General features: G+C 74.7%; 22 protein-coding genes. 11 read left to right on the forward strand and 11 right to left on the reverse strand.

The genetic code is table 11. From position 1 onward, the window contains the following. Positions 1-32: 32 nt before the first annotated feature. On the reverse strand, positions 33-875 hold the full coding sequence (locus tag WME95_RS11710) for a hypothetical protein (RefSeq protein ID WP_437908458.1): 843 nt from the start codon (positions 873-875) through the stop codon (positions 33-35). Positions 876-1,003: 128 nt separating this feature from the next. Between WME95_RS11710 and WME95_RS11715 the strand changes: the two genes are divergently transcribed. Next, the gene (locus tag WME95_RS11715) at positions 1,004-1,537 is read left to right on the forward strand and encodes a hypothetical protein (RefSeq protein WP_437908459.1); all 534 of its coding nucleotides are present in this window, start codon (positions 1,004-1,006) and stop codon (positions 1,535-1,537) included. 48 nt (positions 1,538-1,585) lie between these two features. Here WME95_RS11715 and WME95_RS11720 read toward each other — a convergent pair whose 3' ends face one another. Genes WME95_RS11720 through WME95_RS11735 form a run of 4 tightly spaced genes read right to left on the reverse strand, consistent with a single transcriptional unit; the run spans position 1,586 to position 5,953 of the window. Continuing rightward, positions 1,586-2,701 (reverse strand): tetratricopeptide repeat protein, encoded by a 1,116-nt coding sequence (locus WME95_RS11720; RefSeq protein WP_437908460.1) that lies wholly within the window; start codon positions 2,699-2,701, stop codon positions 1,586-1,588. Further along, positions 2,698-3,801: a low-specificity L-threonine aldolase gene (ltaE, locus tag WME95_RS11725; protein WP_437908461.1), complete on the reverse strand. Its 1,104-nt coding sequence runs from the start codon at positions 3,799-3,801 to the stop codon at positions 2,698-2,700. Before ltaE ends, WME95_RS11720 begins: the two co-directional genes overlap by 4 nt. A gap of 59 nt (positions 3,802-3,860) precedes the next feature. Continuing rightward, positions 3,861-5,435 carry a GMC family oxidoreductase N-terminal domain-containing protein gene (locus WME95_RS11730; protein WP_437908462.1) on the reverse strand — a complete coding sequence of 525 codons (1,575 nt, stop codon included), beginning with the start codon at positions 5,433-5,435 and terminating at the stop codon, positions 3,861-3,863. Then, complete coding sequence (locus WME95_RS11735; protein WP_437908463.1) at positions 5,432-5,953, reverse strand: hypothetical protein; 522 nt, start codon at positions 5,951-5,953, stop codon at positions 5,432-5,434. Before WME95_RS11735 ends, WME95_RS11730 begins: the two co-directional genes overlap by 4 nt. A 279-nt stretch (positions 5,954-6,232) precedes the next feature. Here WME95_RS11735 and WME95_RS11740 point away from each other — a divergent pair, with 279 nt between their 5' ends. From WME95_RS11740 to WME95_RS11775, 8 genes are all read left to right on the forward strand, one after another. Further along, a complete protein-coding gene (locus WME95_RS11740) occupies positions 6,233-7,810 on the forward strand; it encodes a hypothetical protein (RefSeq protein WP_437908464.1) in 1,578 nt (525 codons plus the stop codon). A gap of 320 nt (positions 7,811-8,130) precedes the next feature. After that, complete coding sequence (locus WME95_RS11745) at positions 8,131-8,628, forward strand: Spy/CpxP family protein refolding chaperone (RefSeq protein ID WP_437908465.1); 498 nt, start codon at positions 8,131-8,133, stop codon at positions 8,626-8,628. 16 nt (positions 8,629-8,644) lie between these two features. Continuing rightward, positions 8,645-8,881: a hypothetical protein gene (locus WME95_RS11750; RefSeq protein ID WP_437908466.1), complete on the forward strand. Its 237-nt coding sequence runs from the start codon at positions 8,645-8,647 to the stop codon at positions 8,879-8,881. Positions 8,882-8,939: 58 nt separating this feature from the next. Continuing rightward, entirely contained in the window at positions 8,940-9,626 is a 687-nt protein-coding gene (locus WME95_RS11755) for a response regulator (RefSeq protein ID WP_437551874.1), read from the forward strand. Then, the gene (locus tag WME95_RS11760) at positions 9,623-11,068 is read left to right on the forward strand and encodes an ATP-binding protein (RefSeq protein WP_437908467.1); all 1,446 of its coding nucleotides are present in this window, start codon (positions 9,623-9,625) and stop codon (positions 11,066-11,068) included. The genes WME95_RS11755 and WME95_RS11760 overlap by 4 nt, the downstream gene beginning before the upstream one ends. Positions 11,069-11,123: 55 nt before the next feature. After that, entirely contained in the window at positions 11,124-11,498 is a 375-nt protein-coding gene (locus tag WME95_RS11765; protein WP_437908468.1) for a response regulator, read from the forward strand. A 115-nt stretch (positions 11,499-11,613) separates the two neighbouring features. Continuing rightward, the gene (locus WME95_RS11770) at positions 11,614-12,756 is read left to right on the forward strand and encodes a hypothetical protein (RefSeq protein WP_437908469.1); all 1,143 of its coding nucleotides are present in this window, start codon (positions 11,614-11,616) and stop codon (positions 12,754-12,756) included. A 369-nt stretch (positions 12,757-13,125) separates the two neighbouring features. Continuing rightward, the gene (locus tag WME95_RS11775; RefSeq protein WP_437716943.1) at positions 13,126-13,602 is read left to right on the forward strand and encodes a hypothetical protein; all 477 of its coding nucleotides are present in this window, start codon (positions 13,126-13,128) and stop codon (positions 13,600-13,602) included. A 15-nt stretch (positions 13,603-13,617) separates the two neighbouring features. Here the strand turns inward: WME95_RS11775 and WME95_RS11780 are convergent, their stop codons facing one another. From WME95_RS11780 to WME95_RS11805, 6 genes are all read right to left on the reverse strand, one after another. After that, the gene (locus WME95_RS11780) at positions 13,618-14,631 is read right to left on the reverse strand and encodes a hypothetical protein (protein WP_437908470.1); all 1,014 of its coding nucleotides are present in this window, start codon (positions 14,629-14,631) and stop codon (positions 13,618-13,620) included. Further along, the gene (locus WME95_RS11785; RefSeq protein ID WP_437908471.1) at positions 14,628-17,246 is read right to left on the reverse strand and encodes a Kelch repeat-containing protein; all 2,619 of its coding nucleotides are present in this window, start codon (positions 17,244-17,246) and stop codon (positions 14,628-14,630) included. Before WME95_RS11785 ends, WME95_RS11780 begins: the two co-directional genes overlap by 4 nt. Positions 17,247-17,253: 7 nt before the next feature. Further along, on the reverse strand, positions 17,254-18,924 hold the full coding sequence (locus tag WME95_RS11790) for a protein kinase domain-containing protein (RefSeq protein WP_437908472.1): 1,671 nt from the start codon (positions 18,922-18,924) through the stop codon (positions 17,254-17,256). Positions 18,925-19,064: 140 nt separating this feature from the next. After that, a complete protein-coding gene (locus WME95_RS11795; RefSeq protein WP_437908473.1) occupies positions 19,065-20,096 on the reverse strand; it encodes a diacylglycerol/lipid kinase family protein in 1,032 nt (343 codons plus the stop codon). Continuing rightward, positions 20,097-21,317 (reverse strand): hypothetical protein, encoded by a 1,221-nt coding sequence (locus WME95_RS11800; RefSeq protein ID WP_437908474.1) that lies wholly within the window; start codon positions 21,315-21,317, stop codon positions 20,097-20,099. It lies immediately after the preceding gene. 157 nt (positions 21,318-21,474) lie between these two features. Then, complete coding sequence (locus tag WME95_RS11805) at positions 21,475-22,758, reverse strand: hypothetical protein (RefSeq protein ID WP_437551883.1); 1,284 nt, start codon at positions 22,756-22,758, stop codon at positions 21,475-21,477. Between the two features lie 364 nt (positions 22,759-23,122). Here WME95_RS11805 and WME95_RS11810 point away from each other — a divergent pair, with 364 nt between their 5' ends. Together WME95_RS11810 and WME95_RS11815 are read left to right on the forward strand one after the other, a co-directional pair. Continuing rightward, complete coding sequence (locus WME95_RS11810) at positions 23,123-24,448, forward strand: MFS transporter (protein ID WP_437908475.1); 1,326 nt, start codon at positions 23,123-23,125, stop codon at positions 24,446-24,448. A 207-nt stretch (positions 24,449-24,655) separates the two neighbouring features. Beyond that, positions 24,656-25,444: a CPBP family glutamic-type intramembrane protease gene (locus WME95_RS11815; RefSeq protein ID WP_437908476.1), complete on the forward strand. Its 789-nt coding sequence runs from the start codon at positions 24,656-24,658 to the stop codon at positions 25,442-25,444.

A 25,444-nucleotide genomic window follows, 5' to 3' on the forward strand; every position in this document is an offset into this window, starting at 1 on the left:
GGTGCGTTCTCTCGAGCGGACAGGGGAACCGCTCAGCGCCGGCCGACCTCGGTCCGCACCTCGAGAAGGAGCTCGAAGCCGACGAATTGCGCGATGGCGGTGGCCCGCTCGTAGTTGGCCGTGTCCCTCCAGCCAGCGAGGAGCACCGGCCGGTACACGCAGCTGACGCCGAGCACCGCGCGGCGCGAGACCTCCAGCTCGACCCCGACGCCGCCGAAGATGAGCGCGCCGCCCGTCTCGACGCCCCACTCGTTCCCGTAGGCGACGCCGCCGATGCCGGCGGAAAAGTAGGGAGCCGCCCGGTAGCCGATGTCTGGCAGGTACCTCATCTCGGCCCGGAGCTGCTGGAAGATTCCAAGCCGGTAGAGGTTGCTCGAGTCCATCTTGGTGAACTGGTACGCGCCGCCGAAGTACCAGGGGCCCGGCGAGCGGTATCCGCCGCGGATCGCGAGCCCGCCTCCGCTGCCCAGGATGCACGCGTAGAGGGGCCCGGAGCGCGGGCAGGCAGCGCCAGGATCGAGGCTCATCTCGGCCACGAGGGCGACGCCGTACTGCACGTACTCGACGTGCAGCGGCGGCGGTCGGGAGGCGAGCTCGACGCGCGGCTTGACGGCAGGCGCTGGCTCGTGCTCGGCGGCGGCCTCGCCCCGTGCCGCGTCGAGCCGAGCGCTCCCGTCGGGCGTGGCGCGGCCGTCCTCGGCCCCTTCGCCGGGGCCTCCTCCCGTCCGGCCGCCGGGGGGAGCGCCTGGCGCGGCGTCGTGGAGGGCGCCCTCGGCCCGGGGGTACGGAGGCGCGGCCCGCGCTGTCAAGGACAGCAGGGCGCCGGCCGCGATGATCGCGGCCGAGAGCGCGCCGGGCGGAGATCGCAAACGCACGAGTCGTTTGAGATACGCGAGAGATCTGCCGCCGGCAACGCTCCTCCGTCGCGCGGGCGCGGGAGCGCGCCCGCGCCGACCTCCGACGTGGGCGCGCGCGGCCGCCTGGGGCACCTCCGCGCCTCTACGTGCCCGCCGCGCCTCCTTCGCGTCTCGCGCGCCCCCCAGGAAAAGACGCGACGGAAGGGGGAGGCGAGCGGTCTCTTGAAGCTCGACACCATACGCCGCTTGACGGCAGCTGCGAGGGTCGCCTAAACGAAGCCACCTTCATGGAGATTCACCTCGACAAGCGTGCCGTAAAGCAGATCCGCCTCTCTGCGGCGGATGCCGTTGAGGAAGGCGACACCGAAGCGCTGCGCGAGGACGTCCTCGAGGCGTTCTCGGAGGAGCAGGTCGAAGAGATCGAGCGTCGTCTGGACAGCGGTGATTTTTTTGAGTTCTTGACCGACGTGCTCGACGAGTGGGGGGGCGACGACGTGGACGAGCTCTTCGAGCTCCTCGAGACCCAGCTCGGCGACATCGGCATCGATCTGAAGTACGAGCCGCGCGAGGACGACGACGACCTCGACGAGGCCGACGACGATGACCTTGCCGACGACGACGAGGACGAGGACGGCGACGACGACGCCGAGCTGGAGCCCGAGGACGACGAGGACGACTGAGCGCGGTCGGCCCGCCGCCGCGGCGGCGCGCCGCGCGGCGTCCCCGCGTCAGGGGTCCTTGCCGCCGTCGAGCTCGCGGAGGATGTAGTCCGCGCACGGGCGAGGCGCCGCAGGGAGCGACGGACATATCGCGTGCGCGCAGCGCGCGTAGCGCGAGTCGGGGAGCTCCCGGGCAATCCGGGCCGCGGTGGCGCACGCCTCGTCGTTCCGACCCTCCTCGCGCCACAGCTTCGCCTCGGCCCAGAGCGCGTCGTCGCGCAGGATGGACGCGGGGTGGTCCGTGTAGAGCTTGCGCAGCTCGCGGCGCGCGGCCGCGCGATCGCCGAGCGCGTCGCGGTAGAGGCGCGCGATCTCGAGCTGCGCGTCGTCGAACTTCTCGCGGTCGTAGCTGCCGGTGACGGCCGGCTCGCGCGCCGAGAGCATCTCCCTCAGGTAGCCGATGGCCTCCTCGGGGCGCCCGAGGGACGCGGCGAGCTCCGCCGCGTGGAACAGGGCGTCGTCCGTCAAGCTGCCGACCGGATACGGGTGCGCGCGCGCGGCGGCGACGAGCGCGCGCAGCGCGGCCTCTCGATCGCCGCTCCGCTCAAGGACGAGCGCTGTGTGGTAGGCGACGTCCTGATCGAGCTCCGTCCCGCGGAGCGCGGGGCCGTGCTGCCGCAGCCACGCGAGCGCGCCCGCCGCGCCGGCACGGTCTTCTTCGCGCTGGATGAGCCGCTTCAGCGCGTTGCGCGCGAGCCCGTGCGACGGGCGGCGCAGCGTCGCCGCCAGCAGCATCGCGTAGCCCGCGTCCGCGTCGCCGTGCTCGATCGCGAGATCGGCGAGCTCGAACTCCGCGCGCTCCGAGCGCGGTCCGCGCGGCGAGTCGGCGAGCAGCCGCTCGTACGACGCGCGCGCCTCGCCCCAGGACTCCGCGCGCTCGAACGAGCGCGCTTGCATGAGGCGCGCCTCGTCGCGGTCCTTCACGCGCAGCGCCTGCGACGCGGCGTCGTCGAACGAGCGGGCCGCCTCGCGGTAGCGCCCCGCGTGGTAGGCGCGCTCGCCGGCGGTCATCGCGGTGAGGTAGGCGTCGCCGCGCACCGGCGCGCACGCGGGGCCGAGCAGCGCGGCGATCGCGATCGCGAGGGCGAGCGCCGGCGCGGGGGCGTTCCTGGGGCGGCGGCTCATGCGCGCGCGCCCTCGGCGCCGCGATCGCGCGGCAGCGCCAGCACCTCGGCGAGCGCCTCGGCGAGGGCGCTCGCCGCGGGCGCGACCTGCTCCGGCGCGAGATCGAGGTGGGTTACGGCGCGGACGGCGCTCCGGCCCGTCGCCCCCACGAGCACGCCGCGCCGCCGGGCGGCCTCGACGAGCCGCTCGGCCGGGATGCCGGGCGTCTCGATGTAGAGGATGTTCGTCTCGGGCTCCTCGATCGTCGCGGGCGGCGCGCCCGTCGCGGACCGCGCCACCGCGCGAAGGGCCGCCGCGCGCATCGCCCGCGCGATGGCGCGCGCGGCCTCGTGGTCCTCGGCGATGCGGCCCTGGTGGTGCGCGAGCGCGTACAGGGCGGCGGCCGCGAGCACGCCGGCCTGCCGCATGCCGCCGCCGAGCATCTTCCGGAAGCGCAGCGCGGCGCGGACCACGTCGGCGCTGCCGCACAGCGCAGAGCCGACGGGCGCGCCCAGGCCCTTCGAGAAGCAGACGCTCACCGTGTCGAACGGCGCGGCCAGCTCGGCGGGCGTTCGACCGGTGGCGACCGCCGCGTTCCAGAGGCGCGCCCCGTCGAGGTGCAGCGCGAGCCCGTGCGCGCGCGCGACCGACGCGATGGCGAGCACGTCCTCCTGCGGGAAGACGCGGCCGCCCGCGCGGTTGTGGGTGTTCTCTATCGCGACGAGGCGCGTGCGCGGGAGGTAGTACTGCGGCGGCTTGATCGCGTCCTCGACGTCGGCCGCCTTGAACAGGCCGCCGCGCCCGGCGAAGACGAACTGCACGCCGCTCCAGGCGGGCGCGGCGCCGCTCTCGTAGAACGCGCAGTGCGCGCCCTCGCCCGCGATCACCTCGTCGCCGCGCTGCGTGTGGCAGAGGAGCGCGATCTGGTTGCCCATCGTGCCGCTCGGCACGAAGAGCGCCGCCTCCTTGCCCGTGAGCTCCGCGACGCGCTCCTCGAGCGCCCGCACGGTGGGGTCCTCCCGGTACACGTCGTCGCCGACCTCGGCCGCGGCCATGGCGGCGCGCATGGCCGCGGTCGGTCGGGTGACGGTGTCGGAGCGGAGATCGATCGTCGCTTGCATCCTGGAACCTCGGCTGTCGGCGTCGGCCGACGTTGTAGCACCGCGTGGCGCCGCGCCCGCTACGCGGGGCTCGCCGCCGCGAGCCGCGGGAATCGCTCGGCCATCCGCCATGCGATGCGCGTCGCCATCGCCATGATCGGCACCTGAGAGTTCACGCCGATGCTCGTGGGGAGGATCGAGCCGTCGGCGACGAAGAGCCCCGGCAGCGCGAAGCACTCGCCGCTCTGATCGACGATCCCGCGCCGCGGATCGTTCGCCACCCGCGCGCTCCCGAGCGGGTGGAACGCCATGCACTCGATGCGGCGCGCGTCGATGGCCGCGCGCTCGGCCGCGCGCGCGGCGTCCATCGACGTGACCGGCGGCGCGCCGAGCAGCGCGGTGTAGACCTCGCGCGCGCCGGCGGCGAGCGCCATCTCGCTGAGGATCGTGATGGACCGGCGGAGCCGCGCGAGGTCCCGCGGCGCCATCGCGTACGAGACGAGCGGCTCCCGGCCGGGGCCGGGGCGGACGCGGCCGCCGCCCTCGTCGTGGATCATGGCGCCGAAGACGGCGCAGCGCGACAGCGCGGCGGCCCGACGCCGCAGGGCTGGCCCGACGCCGGGCAGGCCCGCCGCGAGCACGTTCACCGCCGAGTAGACGCCCACGAGCTTGATCCCCTCGGCGTCGAAGTGGTCGGAGTAGACGCTCTGGAGCGCGCCGTCCCAGCCGTTGAGCGCGTCGTCGAACCGGGCGACCACGCGCACCGCGGGGTGCAGCGTCACGCCGTCGCCGAGCCCGGAGCTCGCACCGAACGCGCCCGTCGCGCGGAGGAGCAGCGGCGTGTGCAGCGTGCCGCACGCGGCGACGACGGCCTTCGCGCGCACCCGGAACCGGCGCGGCGGGGCCCCCGGCTCGCCGCCGAGCAGCCTCCCCTCGACGCCGACGGCGCGCCCGCGCTTCACGGCGATCCGCTCGACCAGCGCGTCGGCGACCACGCGCGCGCCACGCGCGGTCGCCGACGGCAGGTAGGCGACGTCGACCGAGCGCTTCGCCCCGGCGGGGCAGGTGAAGTTGCACCGGCCGTTGCCCTCGCACGCGTCGCCGGTGTTGCGGCGGAGCGGGCGCATCGGGATGCCGAGCCGGCTCGCCCCCTCGACGAGCCGCGCCGTCGAGGCGGAGCGCAGCGCCTCGGGGACCTCGCGGACCTCTAGCCGATGCTCGACGCTGTCGTACGCCGCCTCGAGGGCGCGCTCCGACAGCTCGTCGAGGCCGAGGTCGCGGGTCCACCGCGCGTGGACGCTGCCCGGGATGCGGAAGCACACCCCGCCGGTCACGACCGACGATCCGCCGACGGCGCGCCCCAGGGTGAGCGAGATCATCGGCGTCTGGCCCACGCCGAACGCCGTGAACAGGCCGGCCTCGCGGAACAGCCGCCGCACCGACTCGCTGGGCTTCCAGCGCTGGTAGTCGTCAGGGCGAACGTAGGGGCCCTCCTCCAGCACGATCACGCGCCGCCCCGCCTCGGCGAGCAGCGCGGCGACGACCGCGCCGCCGGCGCCGGAGCCGACCACGACGACGTCGCACGCCTCGTCGAACCCCGCGGGCAGGTCGCGCCCGCGGACGATCGGCTCGCTCGACGCGATGCCGCCGTTCACGCGCCGCCCCCGGCGCCGAGCCCGGGCAGCCTGCGCCGCGCCGCGGTGCTCTCGCGGTCGAAGCCCGTCAGCGCGAGCTCCGCGCCCTGCTCGAAGGCGGCGATGCACATCGGCACCTTGAAGGCGAGGAGCAGCATGGCGAGGAGCCCGGAGCGGCTCGACTCGAGCGCCTCCAGGTACGCGAGCCGCCGGCCGAGAGAGAGCCGGCTCATCCGGCCGAAGGCGCCGATCACGAAGGGCGGCAGCAGCTCGAGGCAGGCGGCCAGCAGCGCGAAGCTGCGCCGGGTCTCGGGGCTGCCCTGCCGGAGCGCGAGATCCAGCGCCGCGACCGCGCGCTCGCACACCTCGGCGCCCGGCGGGGCGAGCTCCCCGCGCTCGTCCTCGTCGCAGAGCATCGCCTCGGCGGCGGCCCACGCGACGCGCCGCGCCCACGGCGAGAGCCCGCGCCCGGCGCGCTCCCACCGCTCAAACCCTCGCGCGGCGCGCCCGGGCGCGCTTCCTCCCCCATCCATTTGCATGGCCGCGAGAGCCTAGCCCGGATCGACGCAGCGCCGAGGTCGAAGGCGGCGCGCGACGGGGTCGGGTGATCCCGGGCGCTTGGCTCGGCCACGCGGACGGGCTGTTCGCGTGCCATTGCAGAACGACATCCTGACGGTCCGCTGAAGGCGCGCGCCGTGCCGCGTCGAGCGCTGCGCCGCGGCGCGCGGATCGCTCTTCGCGGCCGCGCGCGGGCTGGCTGTCCGCCGCGGATCCGGTTCTGGTATTGAGCAGTGCGGCCGGGGGAGCACGGAGGAACGATGGCGGAGCGATCGCTGCAGCACCGGGATCCCGATAGCAAGGACGACGAGACGCTGAGGAGAGAGGCGCGCGTGCACCTCGCGAGCGAGCCGGCGCTGCAGCTCGTGGCCGAGCTGATCGCGCGGCTGCGCGAGCTCGATCTGCCGTGGTGGACGCCGGTCAAGCTGCGCGATCAGTTCGGCGCGGTCGAGCGGATGGGCTGGTTCCGCGAGCGGAGCGACGTGCGCCAGCAGATCACGACGTCCCTCACCGGCCTCTCGCCCAAGGCCGCCCGCCGCAAGACGCCCGACTTCCAGGGCGCGCTCATCGACTCCGTCATCGACGAGGGCGACATCACCCCGCGCGCGTTCGAGGACGCGTTCGACCCGCGCGATCTCGCCGTGTACGGCCCCGCCGGCGGCTACTGGCAGTTCTTCCGGGACTCGATGCCGTGGGATCAGGACACGCCGCAGCTCCAGGAGATCGTCGCCTGGCTGCTCAAGGCGCTGCTCGCGGATCGCAGCCCGTTCGAGGGCATCGGCAGGACGCCGATCCTGACGCCGTGGGACGTGCGCACGGCGATCGACGGCCGGCTGTGGCAGACCCGCATCCCGCTCGAGATCCGCGTCGCCATCGACAACGCGCGGCTCAAGCAGGAGCGCGAGCGCCCGGGCGTGCCGTTCCACGCCGACGGCGAGCTCGCGATCGCCGGGCCGGACGTCATCGCCGCGAACATCCCGCCGCGCGACATCCTCCCCGTGGTGCAGCTCGCGCAGAAGGCGATGCGCTTCGACGGGCCGCGGGCCGCCACGCCGAAGGCGGCGGCGCCGGTGGAGCTGTCGTCCGGCCGCGGCGGCGCGCCCGCTGCCGCTCCGCCGGCCGGAGCGGCAGCGCCTGCATCGGCGCCGGGGGCCTCCGCCCCCGTGTCGAAGCCGGCGGCGTCGGCGTCCGGCGGGCCCGTGTCGGGCCCGGCGGCGTCAGCGCCTGTGTCGTCCGGCGGCGGGCCCGTGTCGGCGCCGGCCTCCGGCTCGTCCGGCGGCGCGCCCGACGCGGGCCAGGCCGGCAAGGCCGGCGTGAGCGCCGCGCTCTTCGGGGCGGCCGGCTCGCCGCCGGGGGGCCTCGCGGCGTCGGTGAGCAGCCCGCCGGCCGGCTCCCCCGCGGGGCCGAAGGCCGCCGGCGGCATCACGCCGCCGAGCGCGATCGCCGCGAGGCCGCTCGCAGCGGCGGGCGCCGCGGCGGCGGTCTCACCGCAGGGGGGTGAGCCGTCGCGCAACAGGCTCCCGAGCGACCCTGGCACCTCGTCGGCGCGCGCATCGACGCCGCCCCCTCCGGCGGTGCGCCCGTCGACGCCTCCTGCGCCGCGCGCATCGACGCCGCCCGCGCCCCCGGCGTCGCGCGCGTCGACGCCGCCTGCGCCGAGCGCCTCGCCGGACGGGGCCAAGGTCGAGTCGCTCGACGACCTCGAAGAGGAGGACGACGACGAAGACGGCGACCGCGGCGCGCCCGAGAGCGAGCGCACGAATCCGTGGGCGACCTCGGGCGACGGGAAACCCAAGGACGACCTCGACGACATCGGCGATGTCGAGTCGGTGAAGTAGCGCCGCCGGGGCGCGGAGCGCCGTCCGCGAGCGGATGGCGCGCCGCTCCGTCATGGCGCCGCGCCGCGCTGCCCGCGGCGATCTTCATGTTTCTTCACACGCCCTCCTGAACATCCTTCACACGCGCTGCGCAGCTTCGAGGTGTCCCGGAGCCGCGCGTCTGCGGCTCCGGTCGTTGCTGCCCGGGGCGGCGCCCGCGTTCGGACGAACCGAAGCCGCGCGCACACGCCCCGTGCACGGATCGACGGCGGAGACGCTCACGGAGGGTACGCATCATGCTGGGATTCGTGGTTGGAACGGCCTGTCTGATAGGCCTCGTCATGACGTTGAAGCGCGGCTGCTGGTACGACTGCGGTGCGCCCTGGGGCGCTGGGCCGCGCTTCTTCGGGCGGCGTGGCTTCGGGGGGCACGGCTTCCGCCGTCGCTTCTTCCTGTCCTTCCTCTTCGATCGGCTCGGCACCTCGCCGACGCAGGAGAAGGTCATCGTCGCGGCCATCGACGAGCTCCGCTCCGCCGCTGAGGCGCAGCGGAGCGAGATCCGCAGCACGCGCGCGGACGTCGCGGCGGCGATGCGGAGCCCGAGCTTCGACGAGACGCGCCTCGGCGAGCTCTTCGCGCGCCACGACACGGCCATCGAGTCGCTGCGCAGGGCCGCGGTCGGCGCGCTCGGGAAGGTCCACGCCGTGCTCGAGGACCGCCAGCGCGAGCAGCTCGCCGATCTCATCGAGATCGGGCCGGCCGCGTTCCGCGACATGTGGTCCGGCCGGGCCGGGTGGCGCGGCGACGATCCCTACAGGACCCACGGCCGGTGGGCGTGAAGGAGGGGATGAGACCATGATGCGACGCCAGATCACCATCGCGCTGCTCGCGCTCGGCGCCGTCGCCGGCTTCGCCTCCGGCTTCTCCTCGCTGCGCTGCCGGGCGGAGGCCCGCCGCGACGCCTTCCAGCGCCACGTCGCCTCCATCTGCGTGGACGCCGCGCGGGAGGCCGATCGCTCCTGGCCGCGGGGCGCCCCGCGCGCGGTCCACGCGCCCGCGGCGGCCGACGCCGACACCGGCGCGGGCCCCTGAGCTATACAAGGGGTGAGCGGCGGCCGGTCGCCGCCGCACCTGCCCCCCGGGTCCTTCCATGGCGCTGCGGCTCCTGCTCATCGACGACGACACACGGCTCCACGCCTTGCTCGCGAGCTACCTCGAGCAGAACGGGTTCGCGGTGACCGTCGCGTGCGACGGCGCGCGCGGCCTTTCGGCGCTCGCCGCGGGCACCTTCGACGCCGTCCTGCTCGACGTGATGATGCCGGGCATGGACGGCATCGAGGTCGTCCGCCGCATCCGGCAGAAGAGCTCGATGCCGATCCTCATGCTCACCGCCCGCGGCGACGAGGCCGATCGCGTGGTCGGCCTCGAGATCGGCGCCGACGACTACATCGCGAAGCCCTTCAGCCCGCGCGAGCTGCTCGCGCGCCTCCGCGCGGTGCTGCGGCGGGCCACGCCCGACGCCGCCGGCGAGCGGATCGTGGCCGGCGACATCGCCATCGACGTGCCCGGCCGCGTCGTCACCGTGTCGGGCAAGCCCGCCGATCTCACCGGCATCGAGTTCGACATCCTCGTCGCCCTCGCGCGGCGCGCCGGCCGCGTCGTCGCCCGGGACGCGCTCCTCGAGGAGGCCGGCCGCGGCGACGTCAACGTCGGCGGGCGGACGGTCGACGTGCACATCTCGCACCTGCGGCAGAAGCTGTCCGACGACCCGAGGTCGCCGAGGCTCATCAAGACGGTGCGCGGCGTCGGCTACGTGCTCGCCAAGGACCGCGTGTGAGGAGGCGGTACCGGTCCTGGCTCTACGAGAACGGGCGCAAGGTCTCGATCGGCCGCTTCCTGAGCGCGCGGCTGCACCGCCGGATCTTCATGTGGTTCGGCGCGACCATCCTGATCACCGCGCTCGCCGCCGTCGCCACGATCGGGGCCATCGATCGCGTCGGCAACTCCGGCTGGCGGCGCGAGCACGCCCGCGCCCAGTCGTTCGTGGCCCACGAGTTCGAGCGCGTATGGGGCGATCCCGCGGCCCGCGACGCCCTCGCCCGCGCGTTCGCCGAGGATCTCGAGATTGATCTGGAGCTCGTCGACGTGGCCGGGCGGCGGCTCGCGAGGTACGGCCAGCCCTGCCGGGCGCAGACCCTGGTCGCCCCGGTCCGCGACGAAGGGGGGCCGCTCGGCACCGTGCTCCTCTGCCCCGCCCGCGGCCGCTCCGGCGGATCGCTCCGGTTCGCCCTGCCGCTGCTCGCGGTGGCCATCGTCATGTGGGGAGCCTCGGGCCTCATCGCGCGCCGCCTCGCCCGCCCGCTCGTCGATCTCGCCCACGTCGCGCACGAGATCGGGGCCGGCAAGCTGTCGAGCCGCGTCCGGCTCGACTGCCACGGACAGCAGGGCGAGGTCGGCATCGTCGCCGAGGCGGTCAACGACATGGCCGCGCGCATCGAGCGCCAGATCGCCGACCAGAGAGAGCTCCTCGCCGCCGTGTCGCACGAGCTCCGCACGCCGCTCGCCCGCATCCGCCTGCTGACGGAGATGGCCCGCGAGGGCGGCGGGCCGAGCGCCTGCGTGCTCGACGACCTCGACCGCGAGGTCATGGAGATCGACGCGCTCGTCGGCGACCTCCTGGCCAGCTCGCGCCTCGACTTCGCGGCCCTCACCGTGGCCCGCCTCGACCCGGCCGAGGCCGGGATCCGCGCCCTGGAGCGCGCAGGGCTGGATCCGACGCTGCTGGAGGTCGTCGAGGGGACGCCGTCGCTCCAGGCGGACGCGACGCTGCTGGCGCGCGCCCTCGCCAACCTGCTGGAGAACGCGCGCGCGCACGCTGGCGGGGCCGAGCGGCTGCGGGTCCGTCCCGGCGGCCAGCGCAACGTCGTCTTCGAGGTCGAGGATCGCGGGCCCGGGTTCGCGGACGGGGAGGAGACGCGCATCTTCGAGGCGTTCTTCCGGCGCGAGCGGGGGCAGGGCGGCGAGAGCGGCGCCGAGCGCGGCTCGCTCGGCCTCGGCCTGGCGCTGTGCAAGCGCATCGCCGAGGCGCACGGGGGCCGAGCGTTCGCCGAGCGCCGCGAGGGCGGCGGGGCGCGCGTCGGCATCGAGCTCGCGCTGCGTCCGCCAACCAGCGCCGCGCGTCCACAGGGACGCGACAGGGAAGCAGACAGAGCAAACAGAGCAGACAGAGCAGACAGAGCAGACAGAGCAGACAGAGCGGCCCGCCCTCGCCGCGCGTAGCGTTCCCGCTTGACCGGGCGATGGGGCGGGTGCGACGCTCCCGGTGCTCGCGACCATGCGAATCCTCCTCTGCGAAGATCAGGACGCGATCCGGCGCATGATCGAGGCGCTGGTCGGAGCGAGTGGTCACGAGGTGATCGGCGTGGGCACCGGCCGCGAGGCGGTGGAGCGCGCCCTGACCGAGCCCTTCGACGTGCTGCTGCTCGACCTGATGCTGCCCGGGAGCATGGATGGCTTCGAGGTCTGCGAGCGCCTCCGCGCGCACCCGGGCACCTCCAGCCTGCCGATCCTCGTGATCAGCGCCCTCGACGATCACGAGGCGCGCGCCCGCGCCTTGAAGCTCGGCGCGACCGCCTACTACGCCAAGCCGTTCCGGCCCCTAGAGCTCCTGGAGCACATCGGCGGGCTCAAGGCCACGCGGCGGGCCTGAAGCGGGGCCCCGCCCCGGCGGGAGCCGTCCGTCCGGCACAACGCAACGGAGCGCTGGAACATGGCGCCCGATTTGGCTACACCCGGCCGTCATGCACACTCGGTGGCGCTGGGTCATGGCTTCGACGCTCGCGGCGGTCGCCCTCTCGGGGCTCGCGGGCTGCGAGGGGGAAAAGAGCAAGGCGCAGGTCGCCGCCGACGCCGGCGCGCTCGACGCCGGGCCGGCGCTGCCCGTCGTCGGCGGCAAGCTGGGCGCGGAGCTCGCGGAGGCGGCGTCGGGCAGCACCGAGAAGAAGGGGCCCGCGGCGGGCGGCACGGCGGGTGGGCCGCCGGAGAGCGGCGTGTTCTCGGCGTCCGAAGCGGCCGCCGCGCTGCCGAAGGACGTGCCTTACAAGATCGAGGTCATCGGCGACGGCAGCGAGCCGCGGGCCAGGCTCGCCCCGAAGATCGACCCGAAATCCGAGCAGAAGCTCGACATCACGCTCGGGCTGCGCATGGGCGGGCCGCAGGGGCTGCCGAACCTGGAGCTCGGCGTGAGCTTCAAGGCGGAGAAGCCGGCGGACGCGCCCAAGGAGGGCGCGGCCGCGCGCGTGGCGTCGACGGCGAGCGCGGCTCCGACGAGGGTGATCGCGAAGATCACGTCGGCGATGCTCGCCTCGATGTCGATCGGCGGCCCGCCGAAGCAGCTCGCCGACGCGCTCGCGAAGCTGAAGGGGAGCGCGCTGCGGTACGAGCTCTCGCCGGCGAACGCGGTCAGCAACCTCCAGTTCGAGCTCTCCAAGGACGCCGATCCAGGTCTCCAGCCGCTGATCGGCGCGCTCGGGGAGGCCATCACGCTCCTCACGCCGCCGCTCCCGGACAAGCCCGTCGGCGCAGGCGCCTACTGGATGGTCACCGATCGCGTGGTGGCGTCGGGCGCGCAGCTGCCGGTGCTGCGGTACCGGGTCTTCAAGATCGAGAAGGTGGAGGGAGGTGTCGTCTCGCTCAGCGTGGACACGCGGCAGTACGCGGAAGGGGCCGACCTCAAGCTGCCGAGCCCGAACGGGGAGGTCACGATGACCATCGACCGGCTCGACTCCTCGGGCAAGGGCACGCTCACCTGGTCGCCGTCGAGCTTCGTGCCCGGCGTGGCCGACGCCTCGCAGCGGCTCCAGGCGTTGCTTGTGCCGCCCGGCGCCACCGCCCAGCAGGCCGCCGCTCAGCGCAGCGTCGCCCAGGTGGAGCTCACCGCGAAGTTCGCGGCGCCGGCAGCGCAGTAGCGCCGGTCCGCCGGGCGGGGGCGCGGCAGCTCTCGCCGGGGCCACGCCCTGCCGCCCGGGGCACACGGAGCGGCTCTCGCGCATCGGGCGGTGTGAGCGCATCGCCCTGGCGGCTGTGCACTTCCGTGCGGGCGTTCGCGCATGCATCTCCCGCCCCGCGGCCGTGCTGCCTTCCAGGACGCAGGCGTGCGTCCCGGTCGCTGCCCGCGAGCCATGGAAACCATGGCAGCCGCGACCAACCCTGGAGCGCCGCCGAGGTGCCGGGGGTGTTGGCTAATCCCGTGCATGAGCGCCCGTGCGGGGAGGCGTGACGGCTGTCCGACCCGGCTGCCAGAGGCGGGTGAGCAGACCGAGCCACGGTGCAGACGCATGACGTACGGGTGCGAGCGGAACATGCGCGGGTGCAGCCTCGAGGCGTACATCGAGGAGCCGGGCCTCACGGAAGGGCAGCGCCGGCGGCTGCGGCTGTTCCAGACGGTGGAGGAGGCCGTGAGCCGTCGCGTGGAGCGGCTGTGCACGTCCAGCGAGATCGAGGTGACGGACGCGGCCATCCTCGTCGTGTCCCCGGCGGCGCGCCGAGCGTTTTTCCGGATCGACGCGCGGGGCAGCGCGGAGGCGCCGGGCGCGGGCGTCATCGTCGACCACCGCGCGCGGCTCCACGAGTTCCTGCACGCCGTGCTGCCGCCCGTGGACGAGGCGCCGTTCGATCCGTACGTCGACCTGCTCGCGCCGTCTCCGCCCCAGTGCGTCCGCGTGCTCATCGTGGACGAGGACTCGCTCACGGTCCTGAATTACGGCGCGTTCGTGGTGGTGAACCTCGACCGCAGGGAGATGCCGAAGGCCTAGCTCCCGCGTCGGAGGTCAGAAGCGCACGGTGAGGCGGAACGGGTCGAGGGCGGCGCGCGGCGGGGGCTGCTTGCGCGGGGCGCCGGCGGGATCGCGGTCGAAGACCATCACGAGCACGCCGACGCCCGCCGCGAGGAGGCCGGCGCCGGCGACGATGTCGCCCGCGAGCGCCTGGGCGCGCGCGGCGTCGGCCGCATCCCCGTCCCGCGTCGGTGCGTCCGACGCGCTCGCGACCCCGAGCAGCCCGATGGCCGCGCCGGCCGCCACGGTGGTCAGACCGCCGGCGACCAGCACGATCGGCACCACGCGGCTCGGCGCAGCGTCGGGCGCGGAGCTCGGCGCGGCGCCGCGCAGGACCGGTCTGGCCGGAGCGACGCTCGCTGGAGCGCTCGTCGAGGACACCCTCGGCCCGGCGGGCGCTGCCGGCGCGACGACCTCGCGCTCGAGGCTCAGCACGACGACGGCGCGGCTCCCCGGCGCCGCTGCGACGCTCCGCTCGGCCTCGCGGTAGCCCGGCGCGCTCGCGGTCACCGTGTGATCCCCCGGGTTGACCGGGCGCGGGCGATCGAGCGCCGCCGCGGGCACAACGACGCCGTCGATCTTCACCTCGAGGCCGACGGCGTCGCCCGGGGAGAGCCGCAGCTCGAGCGCCGAGACCTTGTGCTCGAGCTCCTGGATCGCCTGCCGCGCGAGCTTCTCGTACCCTTTTGTCGCAGGCGCGGACGGCTCGACAAGGAACGCGCGGAAGTTCTCCAGCGCCTCGACGAGCTGCCCCGTCTGCTGCTGGGCCACCCCGAGGCTGTAGAGCGTGATCGGCGCGCGCTTGATCGCGAGCGAGCGCTCGTACCGCTCCCGCGCCTGCTCCCAGCGCCCCTGCCTCGCGAGCTCGGAGGCCTCGATGAAGATCTCGCGCGCGACGGCGACGTCGGCCGCGCTCTGGGCCGCGGCGGGCGCGGGGGCGGCGAGCATCGCCGCCGCGACGAGGAGCGCCAGGGCGCCCGAGAGCGGGCGCGTCCGCCGCGGCGTCACGGCCTGAACCGCTCCCCGTCGGGCACCAGCGAGAACCCCTCGAGCCCGGACCACAAGATGAGCTCGGTCCCCGTCCACACGCCCACGCCGTAGGTGTGCTGTTTGCCCGCGGCCGACATGTTCGCTCCCCACGCCATCGTCATCGGATCGTACAGCTTCCCGTCTCGCCTGAGCGTCAGGCCGCTCCGCCCGCCGGCGACGAGCGCGTGCGCGCCGGTCCACCCGGTCCAGCCGGTGCGCCGCTCGACGCGGCTGCGCTCCGAGGGAGCCCCCTTGTCGTCGATCCCGCGCCACGCGTCGGCCACCGGATCGTAGATAGCGCCGCCCCTGCGGGCGCCGCCCTCCTGGTCCTGCCCGCCCCAGACGAGGAGCCGATCGCCCATCCAGACCGCGAACGCTTCGGTCCTCGGGCTCGGCGCGTCGGCGCTGGGCAGCGACCGCCACACGTCGGTGGTGGGGTTGTAGGCGTACCCCTCGTTCGTTGTCGCCTCGCCGGCCTCCCCGCCGAACAGGTAGAGCTCCGTGCCCGACCAGGCCCACGCGACGCCTTCGCGCGCGGGTGCCGCGCCGGCGCTGGAGGCCGGCGTCCATGCGTCGGCGACCGGGTTGTAGAGCCCGCCGCCGGCGACCGGGGCGCCGCCCTCGTTGCCGCCCCAGATCAGGAGGCGCGTGCCGGTCCACACGCCGATCGGCATCCGCCGCGCCGCGGGGGCGTTGGTGGTGCTCATCGCGCGCCAGGTCCGCGTCGCCGGGTCGTACACGCCGCCGGTGGACAGGCCGAAGGGGCTCGCGAACGAGCCGCCGCCCCAGACGAGCACCCGGGAGCCCGTCCACGCCGCGGCCGCGAGCACGCGCGGCGAGGGGGCGCCCTCGTTGCCCAGCGTCGACCAGGTGTCGCGCGCGGGATCGTAGAGCGCCCCGTCGCCCACGTCCCCGACCGACGTGCGGCCGCCCCACAGGAAGAGCGCGTTCCCGATCCAGGTCGCCGCGGCCATCTGCCGCGGCGCGGGCGCGCCGGCCCTCGTCATCGGGGCCCACGCGGGGGTGCACTGGCCGGTGCGGCACTCGCGCCCGCTCAGGCAGGCGTTCCCGCACGCGCCGCAGTGCTCGGCCGAGCCCAGGCTGACGCACTTGCCGTCGCAGGCCACGAGGCCGCCTCCGCAGGGCGGGATGCAGGCGCCGCCGGAGCAGATCTCGCCCCCGCTGCAGTCCGCGCTGGTGCAGCACTGGCGGCACGCGACGAGGCTGCAGCACTGCTCTCCGTCGGCGCAGCCCGTGCTCTTGCACCTCGCGCCGCCGTCTTCGCACACGTCGGCGGTGCAGCCGTCGCCGTCCGAGCAGTCCTCGTCCGAGCAGCAGGCGCGGCAGGCCGTGCCGCAGTCGTGCGGCGTGAGCGCCCCGCACGCGCACGCGCCGGACACGCACACGGCGCCCGGCTTGCATGCGGTGCTGCACGCGCCGCAGTGCCGCGGATCCCTTGTGAGATCGGACTCGCAGCCCGGGGCGATCGGGTCGCAGTCCGCGAAGCCCTCGTCGCACACCAGCTCGCCTCGGTCGCAGCGCTGGTGCGGCCCCGCGGCGACGCCGCACGCGCCGCAGTGGAACGGGCTGAGCTGCGTGTCGACGCACGAGGAGTCGCACACGGCGAGGCCGGGGGCGCAGCCGGCGGCGCACGCCACGCCGTCGCAGTAGGCCGCCTCCGGCGAGCACCGCACGTCGCACGCGCCGCAGGTCGTCGGGTCGATGGCGATCGCCTCGCAGCCGGGCGCGCCGTCGCAGTCGAGGCGCCCGCTCGCGCAGGCGCAGCCGCTGCTTCCATCGCAGATCATGCCGCTCGCGCAGGCATCCCCGCAGGCCCGGCAGTCCGCCTCTGTCCCGAGCGGGGCCTCGCAGCCGTCGTCGGGCGAGCCGTTGCAGTCGGCGTACCCCGGAGCGCACCCGCACACGCCGGCCCGGCACTCCATGTTCGGCCCGCAGGTGACGCCGCAGGCGCCGCAGTTCGCGCGATCCGAGGAGCCGTCGATCTCGCACCCGGTGTCGTGGAGGTTGTCGCAGTCGAGGAGCGGCGGCGCGCACGCGCACTGCCCCGCGTCGCAGATCGCGCCCGAGGGGCAACGGAGCGAGCAACCGCCGCAGCGCTCGGGATCGCTCTTGAGATCGACCTCGCAGCCGTTGGTGACGACGTTCCCGTCGCAGTTGTCGAAGCCGAAGACGCACTCGGACGAGCAGTGGCCGCCCACGCAGAGGGTGTGCGGGCACGGCACGCCGCACGCGCCGCAGTGCGACGGGTCGTTCAGCACGTTGGTGCACGACCCGCCGCAGCACGACTCCCCGTCGCCGCACGCGTTGCCGCAGGCGCCGCAGTGCTCCCGGTTCTCGCCCAGCGCGACGCACGTACCGCCGCAGCAGGCGCCGTCCGGGCAGTCGGGCGCGCAGCCGCCGCCCGTCGAGGTCGCCTGCTGGCCGCCCTCGGAAGGTTTGTCGGAGAGGGCGCTCTCCGCGAGCAGCGAGCAGGCGCCGGTGAGCACGGCCAGCGCGAGCAGCAGCGGCCAGCGCGCGCCGGTCGTCGGCCTTCGATGTCGCGTCTCGCGCGCGGGGCTTTCCTGGGAAGACATCGCGACGCTAGAAGTTCGGCCGGGCCGGGACCGGCAAGGCAGCGCCAGAGGTCTTCGCGCCCGCCCGTGAGGGCGCGGTCCGTCGCGAGCCGGCGCTCCGGGGCGCCGGCGCGGGCTCCCGCGCGTGGGCGCTCGCGGTGGGGCTCTCGGCCGGTCCGAGGCGGGCCGCGCCGGCCGAGGGCTGCGGCTCGGCCGTGCGGGCTGGCTCGGGGCGGCTCTCGGGCGCGGGGCCCTGTGCGGTCGATGGTGCGGCGGCGGCCTGCGGCTGGACCTGCGACGCAGCGGGCGGCGCCGCAGGCGCGGGCTCGGCGCTGCCGTCCCGCGCGGTCATGGCGCGCAGGGAGAACAGCGCGGCGCCGAGGATCACGAGCGTCGCCAGCCCCGCCGCCGCGACGACGGCGACGCGCCGCCGGTCCCCGGTCGGGCGAGCGGCCTCCTGGTGGACAGGGTGTACAGCGACCTCCTGGTGGTCCTCGCTGCTCCTCTGCGCCCGCACCGCCGGCCGCTCGGAGATGCGCCGCTGCTGCGCCCGCAGCGCCGGGCGCTCGGAGAGGGGCCGCTGCTCGCCGTCGCTCAGCCAGTGCACGGCGAGCGAGGTCCCGGTCACGTCCTCCACGACGCCGTTCTCGGTCGCCCAGCGCGCGAGCGCGACGCCCATCTCGCGCATGGTCCGCCACCTGTTGAAGCGCTCCTTCCCGAGGCCGCGCGCGATGATGGCCCACAGCGCCTCGTCGCCCACGCCGAGGGCGGTGATCGGCGTCGGATCCTTGACGAGGATCGCCGCCACGAGGTCGTGGTAGTTGCCGCCCTGGAACGGCTTCTGGCCGGTGATCGTCTCGTAGAGCACCACGGCGAACGCCCAGACGTCGGTCTGCCCGTCGACGTCGGTGATGCCGCGCGCCTGCTCGGGCGACATGTAATCGGGGCTGCCGAGCACCGTGCCCGCCTTGGTCATCTCGCCGCTCGCCGTCTCGCTCCACACCTTGGCGATGCCGAAGTCCACGATCTTCGGGGTGATGTCGCCGCGATCGTTCTTCACGAGGAAGATGTTCTCGGGCTTGAGATCGCGGTGGACGATCCTCCGGTCGTGCGCAGCGGCGACGGCGCTCGCGATGGGCAGGAGGATGCGGAGCGCCGCCGTGGGCGAGAAGCGCTTCCTGCGCTCGATCGCCTCGACCAGCTGCTCTCCCCGGAGCACCTCCATCACGATGTACGGGTCGCGGTGCTCGGACTCCCCGAAGTCGATCACGCGGACAATCGAGGGGTGATCGATCCGCGCGGCGGCGCGCGCCTCCTGGTGGAGGCGCACCGTCGCCTCGGTCGAGTTGACCTCGCGCCGGATGAACTTGATGGCGACGTCGATGTTGAGGACGTCGTTGTGGGCCAGCCACACCATCCCCATGCCGCCCTCGCCGAGGACGTAGCGCAGGCGGTACTTGCCGCCGATCACGTCGCCCTCGCGGTAGATGCGCCGCGCCGCCTTCCCCGGAGCGGGCGACGGCGTGCCGGCCTCCGGAGGCGGTGTCACGAGGGACGGATCGATGAGCTCCGGGTCGAGCGAGTCCGGAGCGCTGGCGCGCGGGAACGCCGCAGACGAGGCGAACGAGCGGTTCGCGCTCTCGGGCCGCGGGGTCGAGTCCGTCGACGAGGCGGGCGCGGAGGAGGAGCGCGGCGGCATGGAGCGAACGCAGTCTAACTTTGCTGGCCTCGCACAGCCATGGTCTCGCGCACCTGTACGTCGCTGCCTGCCCGCGCGCCGCTGCCTGCCCGCGCGCCGGCGCGCCGTCGGCGCATGGTCAGCGCGTGATCCATGCATGATCAGCGTACGATTCCGCAGGGATGCGAGCGCTCGGCGCGTGCGCACACATCGTGCGACGTGCGCCGTGCGCCGGCGGGGCGATGGCCGGACTTGTGCTCCACGAGGATCTTCACCCGCGGGCCGATGCGCACGGTGAGCGGGCCCGCGTGCTCGTGCACGTCGCCGTCGCAGACGTAGTGGACCACGCCCGACCTGGCCTCGAGCACCGCGCGCCGGGCGATCTTCTCGAACGTGTGCGCCTCGCCCATCGGCCGCGCCCGCCAGATATCGGGCAGCTTCCTGACGAAGCCGAGCGCGGAGGTGTGGATGCCCAGCATGTGGAAGCTCTCCGGGCGCTCGTCGTGGCGGTGGAACGGGCGGAACCCGAGGCCGATCTGGTCCACCGTGCCGGCGGCGACGGCGAGGTAGTCGCGGTCCGGGAACGCGGAGCCGTCCTCGAAGTGGACGCGGCCCTGCCAGCGCGCGGCGACCTGGGTGCCCGTGTTGAGGAGCACGGCGGCGCTCGCGCGGGCGAGGACCTTGGCGGCCCAGAGCGCGCTCCGCTCCTCGCTGCGGTTGTACTCGGCGATGAAGCCGTGGACGCAGCCGGTGCCGAAGATGAAGCCGTAGTGGGCGCCGATCTGCATCACGTGGCGCTCGATCCAGCGCAGCGGGTGCCGGCCGCGGTCGGTGTAGCGGGCGATGAGCCCCGCGAGCAGGCCGTCGGGGCGCCCGCGGGGGACGCCCACGGCGTTGGCCACGGTGTTCATCGTCCCGCCGCGCAGGAAGGCGATCGGCGGCAGCGGCTCGTTCTCGTAGACGTCGAGGAAGCCGGTGATGGTCACGTGGTTCGTGCCGTCGCCCCCGGAGATGCCGAGCACGTCGATGGAGAGCTTCCTGAAGTCCTCCGCGATCCGGGCGAGATCCTCGCGGGAGCGCGCGGCGCGGACGACGCCGTGGTCGCCGAGCGCGCGCGCGAGCCGGACCGCGGCGCGGGGATCGCTCAGGTTCTGCCGCGAGCGGGGGTTGATGATGACGCCGATGCCGCCCATCTAGCGCCGGCCTCGCGGCGACTTCCACCGCGGGTTGAGGTGGACCCGCACGACGTCTGCCATCAGGCCGAGGTGGGCGCAGTGATCGGGCTTGTCGTCGCCGGTGTACCCGCGGACGTGGAAGTCGCCGCGGTCGAAGCGCTGGATCATGTCGAGGCCGAGCACGTCGGCGCGGGAGGAGCCCCTCGGCTTGCCCCGCAGCTGCCGCACGATGAAGTCCGCCGTCTCCGCCGTCGACGCGTAGCCGGGCGGCAGGATGGAGGAGTGGCTCATGAACATGAACGCCTCGCCCGCCGCGGCGCGCCTCGCGAACGCGATGAACGGCTCGATCTGCGCGACCTTGAGCTTGTGCTGCTGCTCGTCGGCGTACCCGGCGTGGAGCGAGTCGAGCAGCACGAGGGCGTCGACCCGCTTGCCGGCCGGCTGCCGCAGGATCTGCTCGACGGCGCCGTAGCCCGCGCTCCACGACGAGAGGCCCAGCTTGCGGATGTAGGCCTTCTTCTTGCCGGTCTTCTTCGCGACGGCGCGCTCGATGCTGTCGAGCAGGTTCTCGAAGACGTACGGCGCCGAGAACGCGCTCGAGTACGCGCCGGAACCGATGCCCAGATCGATGCCGACGAGGACGGCGCCCTCGGCGGTCTTCACGAACTCCTTGCGGAGCGCCTCGTGGCCGTGGAAGTGGATGATGACGTCGAAGCCGCCGCGCTTCGTGACCCCGCCCCGGTGGGGCATGATCATCTGCCCGATCGAGGGCGCGCGGGACCACCGGTCGTACACGCCCCAGCCCGGATCGGGCGTCATGCAGGGGTTGATGTCCCCGCGGCGCTTCTTGGAGGGGGTGGCGCGGCTGCTCGTCGCCCCGGGCCTGTCGCGCCGCGCCGCGCTGCGCTCGGCCGGATCCCGCGCGTCCGAGGCCGCGCCGCCGGCGCCGCCCGCGCCGCCCGACGGCGCGCCGGCCCCGTCCGTCGAGGGCGCGCCGCCCTCCGCCGGAGGGCTGTCGGCCTGCGGCGCGGCGGCCTGCGCGGCGGCCGGAGGGCCGTCGGCCTGCAGCGAGGCGGCGTGCGTCGCGGGCGGAGCGTTGTCGGCCTGCGGCGCGGCGGCCTTCGGAGTGGCCGTGTCCTGCGCCGCTGCAGGGGGCGCGGCGAGCCACCAGGTGGCGGCGAGCAGCGAGAGGAGCGCCCATCGCCCGGACGGCCGGCGGGCCTGCAGGGGGTGTCTCATGTCGGGAGCGCCTCCATTCCATGGAACGGCGTGCGGATCGAGCGCTCGGTGCAGGGCCGCCGCCGCGCTGTGTTCGCGGGGACACCCCGCGGGAGTTCTGTGGTCGTGCGGGGGGGAGGCGCGCCCCCTTGCGCCGGCCGGCGTCACGCTGCGGGCGTCACCCTGGCGGCGGCTTCCCGTGGGTGAGGGCGGCGCCCGCGTCGGCGGCGGCGAGGATGCGCTCCTCGGCCTGGGAGGCGAGCTTCTCGACCGCCGCGGCGGCGTCGGCGGGGGGCAGCGAGCGGAGGAACTGGATGAACTCGAGCTCGAGGCCGGGCTTCACGCCGCTCAGGACGAGCACGATGGGGATGGCCGGCTTCTCGACCTCGGCGAGCTCCGTGGTGCGGGCGCGCCAGCGGCCCGCGCCGAGGGCGAGGCGGAAGGCCCACTGCGCGCCGAGGCCGATGAGGAGGCCCGCCATGACGCCCGCGACGAACAGGTCGGCGTCCCTCGGGGCGAGGAGGGCCGCGGAGAACCCGCCGATGGCGGCGCCGATCACGAGGCCGGGCTCGCCGCTGTTGTGCGTCGCGGCGGTCTTCAGGATCTCCGCGGCCTGCATGCCCGGGCGCCCGCTGCGGACCGCGTCGCGCAGCGGGAGCAGCGTCGCGAGGCGGCGCATCGAGGCGGCCCGCACGCCCAGGTAGCTGATGAAGAGAGCGCAGACCGTCAGCCCGACGCCGACGCTCACGGCCACGCGCCGCGAGAAGACGCCCTGCGGCAGCGGCTCGCGGACCATCGCGGTGAGCGCGCGATCCCGGTCGCGCTCCGCGTTCGCCTTGAACGCCGCCTCGGCGTCCTTCGTGGCCTGCGCGACCTTGTCGGCCGGGATGTCGGCGACGAGCGAGAGCAGCTGCTTCGCCGCCTCGAACTGCTCGGCCTCCGCGGCGCCCGGCGGCGTGATCGCGGCCGCCTTGGCGATGGCCTCCCAGGCGGGGATGGCGTTCACCCGAGCCCCGAGGAGCGCCTCGGTCGCCTCGCGGCAGCCCGACAGGGTCTTGATCTGCTTGTAGAGCGGCTGGGCGGAGGCCCACGCGCCCTGCTTGTCCGGCTCCTTGGGCTTCGGCGGCGGCGGCGCGTTGCGGGGCGCGCGCCCCTTCGTGCTGGTCGCCGGCGGCGGCGGCGGCGCGGGGGGCGCCTCGCCCGGGTCGGGCATACGCGCCGATTTCGCGGCCGCCTTGAACAGGTCGATCTCGACGATCAGCTTCTCGCCGGCGAGGGCGCACGCCCGCGCGGGCGCGACGCGGGCCTCGGACTCCTCGGCCTGGCGCCGCGCGCCCGGGTCGGGGACGAGCCTGCCCTCCACGGTGACGAGCCGGAGGACCGCCACGGCGATGCACAGCACGAGGATGGCCGAGGCGATGAAGGTGGCGCGGACCTCCTCGCGCCGGGTGTACTCGTTCACGCTGGCTCCCTCGGAAAGACCGGAGATGAGCAAGGCGCCGGCCGCGTCGGCGCGAGGTCGGCGCGCGTGAGCGCAGCCGCACGGCCGGAGCGGCACGAAGCGCCACGATCGGCGTCGCCGCCGTGACGGCAGGGGGACACCGAGGGAGCGTGAGCCCGTCGCATGCAGTTCACCGTTTAAACCAGATGCCGGACCGATACCACAGCGTCGCTCGCGATGGCGTCCGCTGCGTCCTCGCCGCCTCACGGCCTCACGGCGCCGCGGCCTCACGGCGTCGTGTTTGCTTCCATGGTCGGGCGCGGCGGTCGGGCGTCCTGGAACTTGCTCCGTCCCGGGACGCATCGTGTAAGGGTGCGGAGAAGGCGTGGAGGCTGCCGTTACATCCCACAAGCCCGTTGAGCCCGCGGCCCCGGCGCGCACCGCGCTGCCCGAGCCGGGAGCGGAGGCGCCGAGGCGTGACGCCTCCTCGGAGGCGCCCGGTGAGGCGGCGTCGCCCGGCGCGGTCGCGGGAGGGGCGCCCCGGGGCCTGTGGATCTCGTCGACCTACTTTGCCGAGGGCCTGCCCTACGCGATCGCGCACAAGGTGGCGGGGGAGTTCTTCACGGCGGCGGGGGCGAGCCTGGAGATCATCGGGCTGACGTCGCTCTACGGGCTCCCGTGGAACCTCAAGTTCCTCTGGAGCCCGCTGGTCGACCTCCACGGCAGCCCGCGGCGCTGGCTCGTGGCGGTCGAGATCGCGCTTGTCGCGATCGTCCTCGGGCTCGCCGCGGCGGCGGACAGCGGCGCGATATGGCTCGTGGCCGCGCTGTTCGGGGCGGTCGCGGTCGCCGCGGCGACGCACGACATCGCGGTCGACGGCTTCTACCTGCAGGCGCTCGACAAGGACGCGCAGGCGGCGTTCTCCGGGCTGCGGGTCGGCGCGTACCGGCTCGCGCTGCTCGCGGGCGCGCTGCTTGTCGCGTTCGCGGGCTGGGCGTCCTTTGGCGCGGCGTTCGCGGTCGCGGCAGGCGGGCTCGCGCTGCTCGCGATCGCGCACGCCGCTGGGCTGCCGCGCCCGGCCGCGACGCCCGGGGCCGGCGCCGCGCCCGGAGCGACCGGGCTGCGGCGCTACATCGAGCCGTTCCGTGTGTACCTGCGGCAGCCGCAGATCGCATCGAGCCTGGCGTTCATCCTCTGCTACCGGGCAGGGGACGCGCTCATGTTCGCGATGTCGTCGCCGCTGCTGAAGAGCCTCGGCCTCGACACGGCGGCGCGAGGCAACGTGGGCGGGGTCGGGACGGTCGCCTCGATCGCCGGCTCGATCCTCGGCGGGGTGATCATCAAGCGGTGGGGGCTCGCGCGGACCATCTTCCCGATCGCGCTCGTGCAGAGCCTGGCGATCCTGCTGTACGTGGCGCTCGCGTGGGCGCGGCCGGCGCTCCCGTGGGTCGTCGCGCTCGTCACGCTCGAGCAGCTCGCCGCCGGCGTCGGGACGGCGGTGCTCGCGGTGTTCCTGATGCGGCGCTGCGTGGACGGGTACAAGTCGTCGCACTTCGCGATCGGGTCGGCGCTCATGTCGGTCTCCGCGACGTTCGCCGGCAGCGCGAGCGGCTACCTGGCCGCCAGCGCGGGGTTCACGGCCTTCTTCGCGATCGCGTTCGCGGCGTCGATCCCCGGGGTCGTCCTGTCGCGCCTGGTGCCGCGCGAGTAGTTACCGCGGGTCGGAATGCCGCGAGGGATCTGCGTCGCGAGCGGATAGAGAGCCCAACGCAAAGGCGCCAAGGCGCAAAGACGCAAAAATGCAGGACATTTGTCTTTCCTGCGCCTTTGCGCCTTTGCGTTGAATTCTCCCTCCGGATCCCTGGTCGGCCTTCTGGCGAGTGGAACCAGGTAGATTGGACTCGTCCGCGCGATCCCGATGCAAGAGCCCACGTCCGCCCTCTCCGAGCCGAAGGCGCGCGCCGATCGCGCGCTGAGCCTGGTCTCCCTCGGCCTCCTGGCGCTCCAGGCCGCGCTCGACGCACCCGCGTTCCCGCGCGCGACGCTCGCCGTCGCCGTGGTCGCGGCCCTGGTGGCGCTGCTCGCGGTCCGCGTGGCGCAGGGGCCGTCGCGCGCCGTCGCGGCGCTCGTGGCGTGCATCGTGGTGGCGATGCGGCTCGGCGTCGTCTGGCAGCTCGCCATGATCCTGGCGCTCGCGGCCTACGGCGGCCTCGCGCGGCTCGCGCCCGCGCTGCGTCCGCCCGAGGGCTGGCGCGCGGCCGGCGGGCTCCCGAAGCGCTGGACGGCGCTCGTCGGCGGCGTCACGCCTGTCGCGCTCGTCGGGTGGCTCGCGCTCGCCCGGCCCGACCTCCGCGACATCACCGGCTCGGAGCTGCTCCAGGTGTCGACGCCGTTGCTCATCGCGGGAGGCGCGGTCTTCGCCGTGCTGAACGCCACGCTGGAGGAGGTGATCTGGCGCGGCGTGCTCCAACCCAGCCTCGCGGCGGCGTGGGGCGCGCGCGTCGCGGTGGTCCTGCAGGCCGCCTCGTTCGGCGCGCAGCACGCGCACGGGTTCCCGCGGGGGCTGCTGGGCGTCTTCCTGGCGGGCAGCTGGGCCGTGATGCTGGGCCTGTTGCGGCAGCGCTCCCGCGGGCTCCTTGCGCCCGTGCTCGCGCACATCGTCGCGGACGCGACGATCGCCGCCCTGGTGATCGGCATGCTCCGCTGA

The sequence above is a fragment of the Sorangium sp. So ce327 genome (assembly GCF_051530205.1).
Lineage (GTDB): Bacteria > Myxococcota_A > Polyangia > Polyangiales > Polyangiaceae > Sorangium > Sorangium cellulosum_B.

Excerpts from the sequence above, each read along its gene's own strand:
- WME95_RS11720 (WP_437908460.1), bottom strand. The coding sequence starts at position 2,701 with ATGAGCCGCCGCCCCAGGAACGCCCCCGCGCCGGCGCTCGCCCTCGCG.
- ltaE (WP_437908461.1), bottom strand. The coding sequence starts at position 3,801 with ATGCAAGCGACGATCGATCTCCGCTCCGACACCGTCACCCGACCGACC.
- WME95_RS11735 (WP_437908463.1), bottom strand. The coding sequence starts at position 5,953 with ATGCAAATGGATGGGGGAGGAAGCGCGCCCGGGCGCGCCGCGCGAGGG.
- WME95_RS11740 (WP_437908464.1), top strand. The coding sequence starts at position 6,233 with ATGGCGGAGCGATCGCTGCAGCACCGGGATCCCGATAGCAAGGACGAC.
- WME95_RS11745 (WP_437908465.1), top strand. The coding sequence starts at position 8,131 with ATGACGTTGAAGCGCGGCTGCTGGTACGACTGCGGTGCGCCCTGGGGC.
- WME95_RS11750 (WP_437908466.1), top strand. The coding sequence starts at position 8,645 with ATGATGCGACGCCAGATCACCATCGCGCTGCTCGCGCTCGGCGCCGTC.
- WME95_RS11755 (WP_437551874.1), top strand. The coding sequence starts at position 8,940 with ATGGCGCTGCGGCTCCTGCTCATCGACGACGACACACGGCTCCACGCC.
- WME95_RS11765 (WP_437908468.1), top strand. The coding sequence starts at position 11,124 with ATGCGAATCCTCCTCTGCGAAGATCAGGACGCGATCCGGCGCATGATC.
- WME95_RS11770 (WP_437908469.1), top strand. The coding sequence starts at position 11,614 with ATGGCTTCGACGCTCGCGGCGGTCGCCCTCTCGGGGCTCGCGGGCTGC.
- WME95_RS11775 (WP_437716943.1), top strand. The coding sequence starts at position 13,126 with ATGACGTACGGGTGCGAGCGGAACATGCGCGGGTGCAGCCTCGAGGCG.
- WME95_RS11785 (WP_437908471.1), bottom strand. The coding sequence starts at position 17,246 with ATGTCTTCCCAGGAAAGCCCCGCGCGCGAGACGCGACATCGAAGGCCG.
- WME95_RS11790 (WP_437908472.1), bottom strand. The coding sequence starts at position 18,924 with ATGCCGCCGCGCTCCTCCTCCGCGCCCGCCTCGTCGACGGACTCGACC.
- WME95_RS11795 (WP_437908473.1), bottom strand. The coding sequence starts at position 20,096 with ATGGGCGGCATCGGCGTCATCATCAACCCCCGCTCGCGGCAGAACCTG.
- WME95_RS11800 (WP_437908474.1), bottom strand. The coding sequence starts at position 21,317 with ATGAGACACCCCCTGCAGGCCCGCCGGCCGTCCGGGCGATGGGCGCTC.
- WME95_RS11815 (WP_437908476.1), top strand. The coding sequence starts at position 24,656 with ATGCAAGAGCCCACGTCCGCCCTCTCCGAGCCGAAGGCGCGCGCCGAT.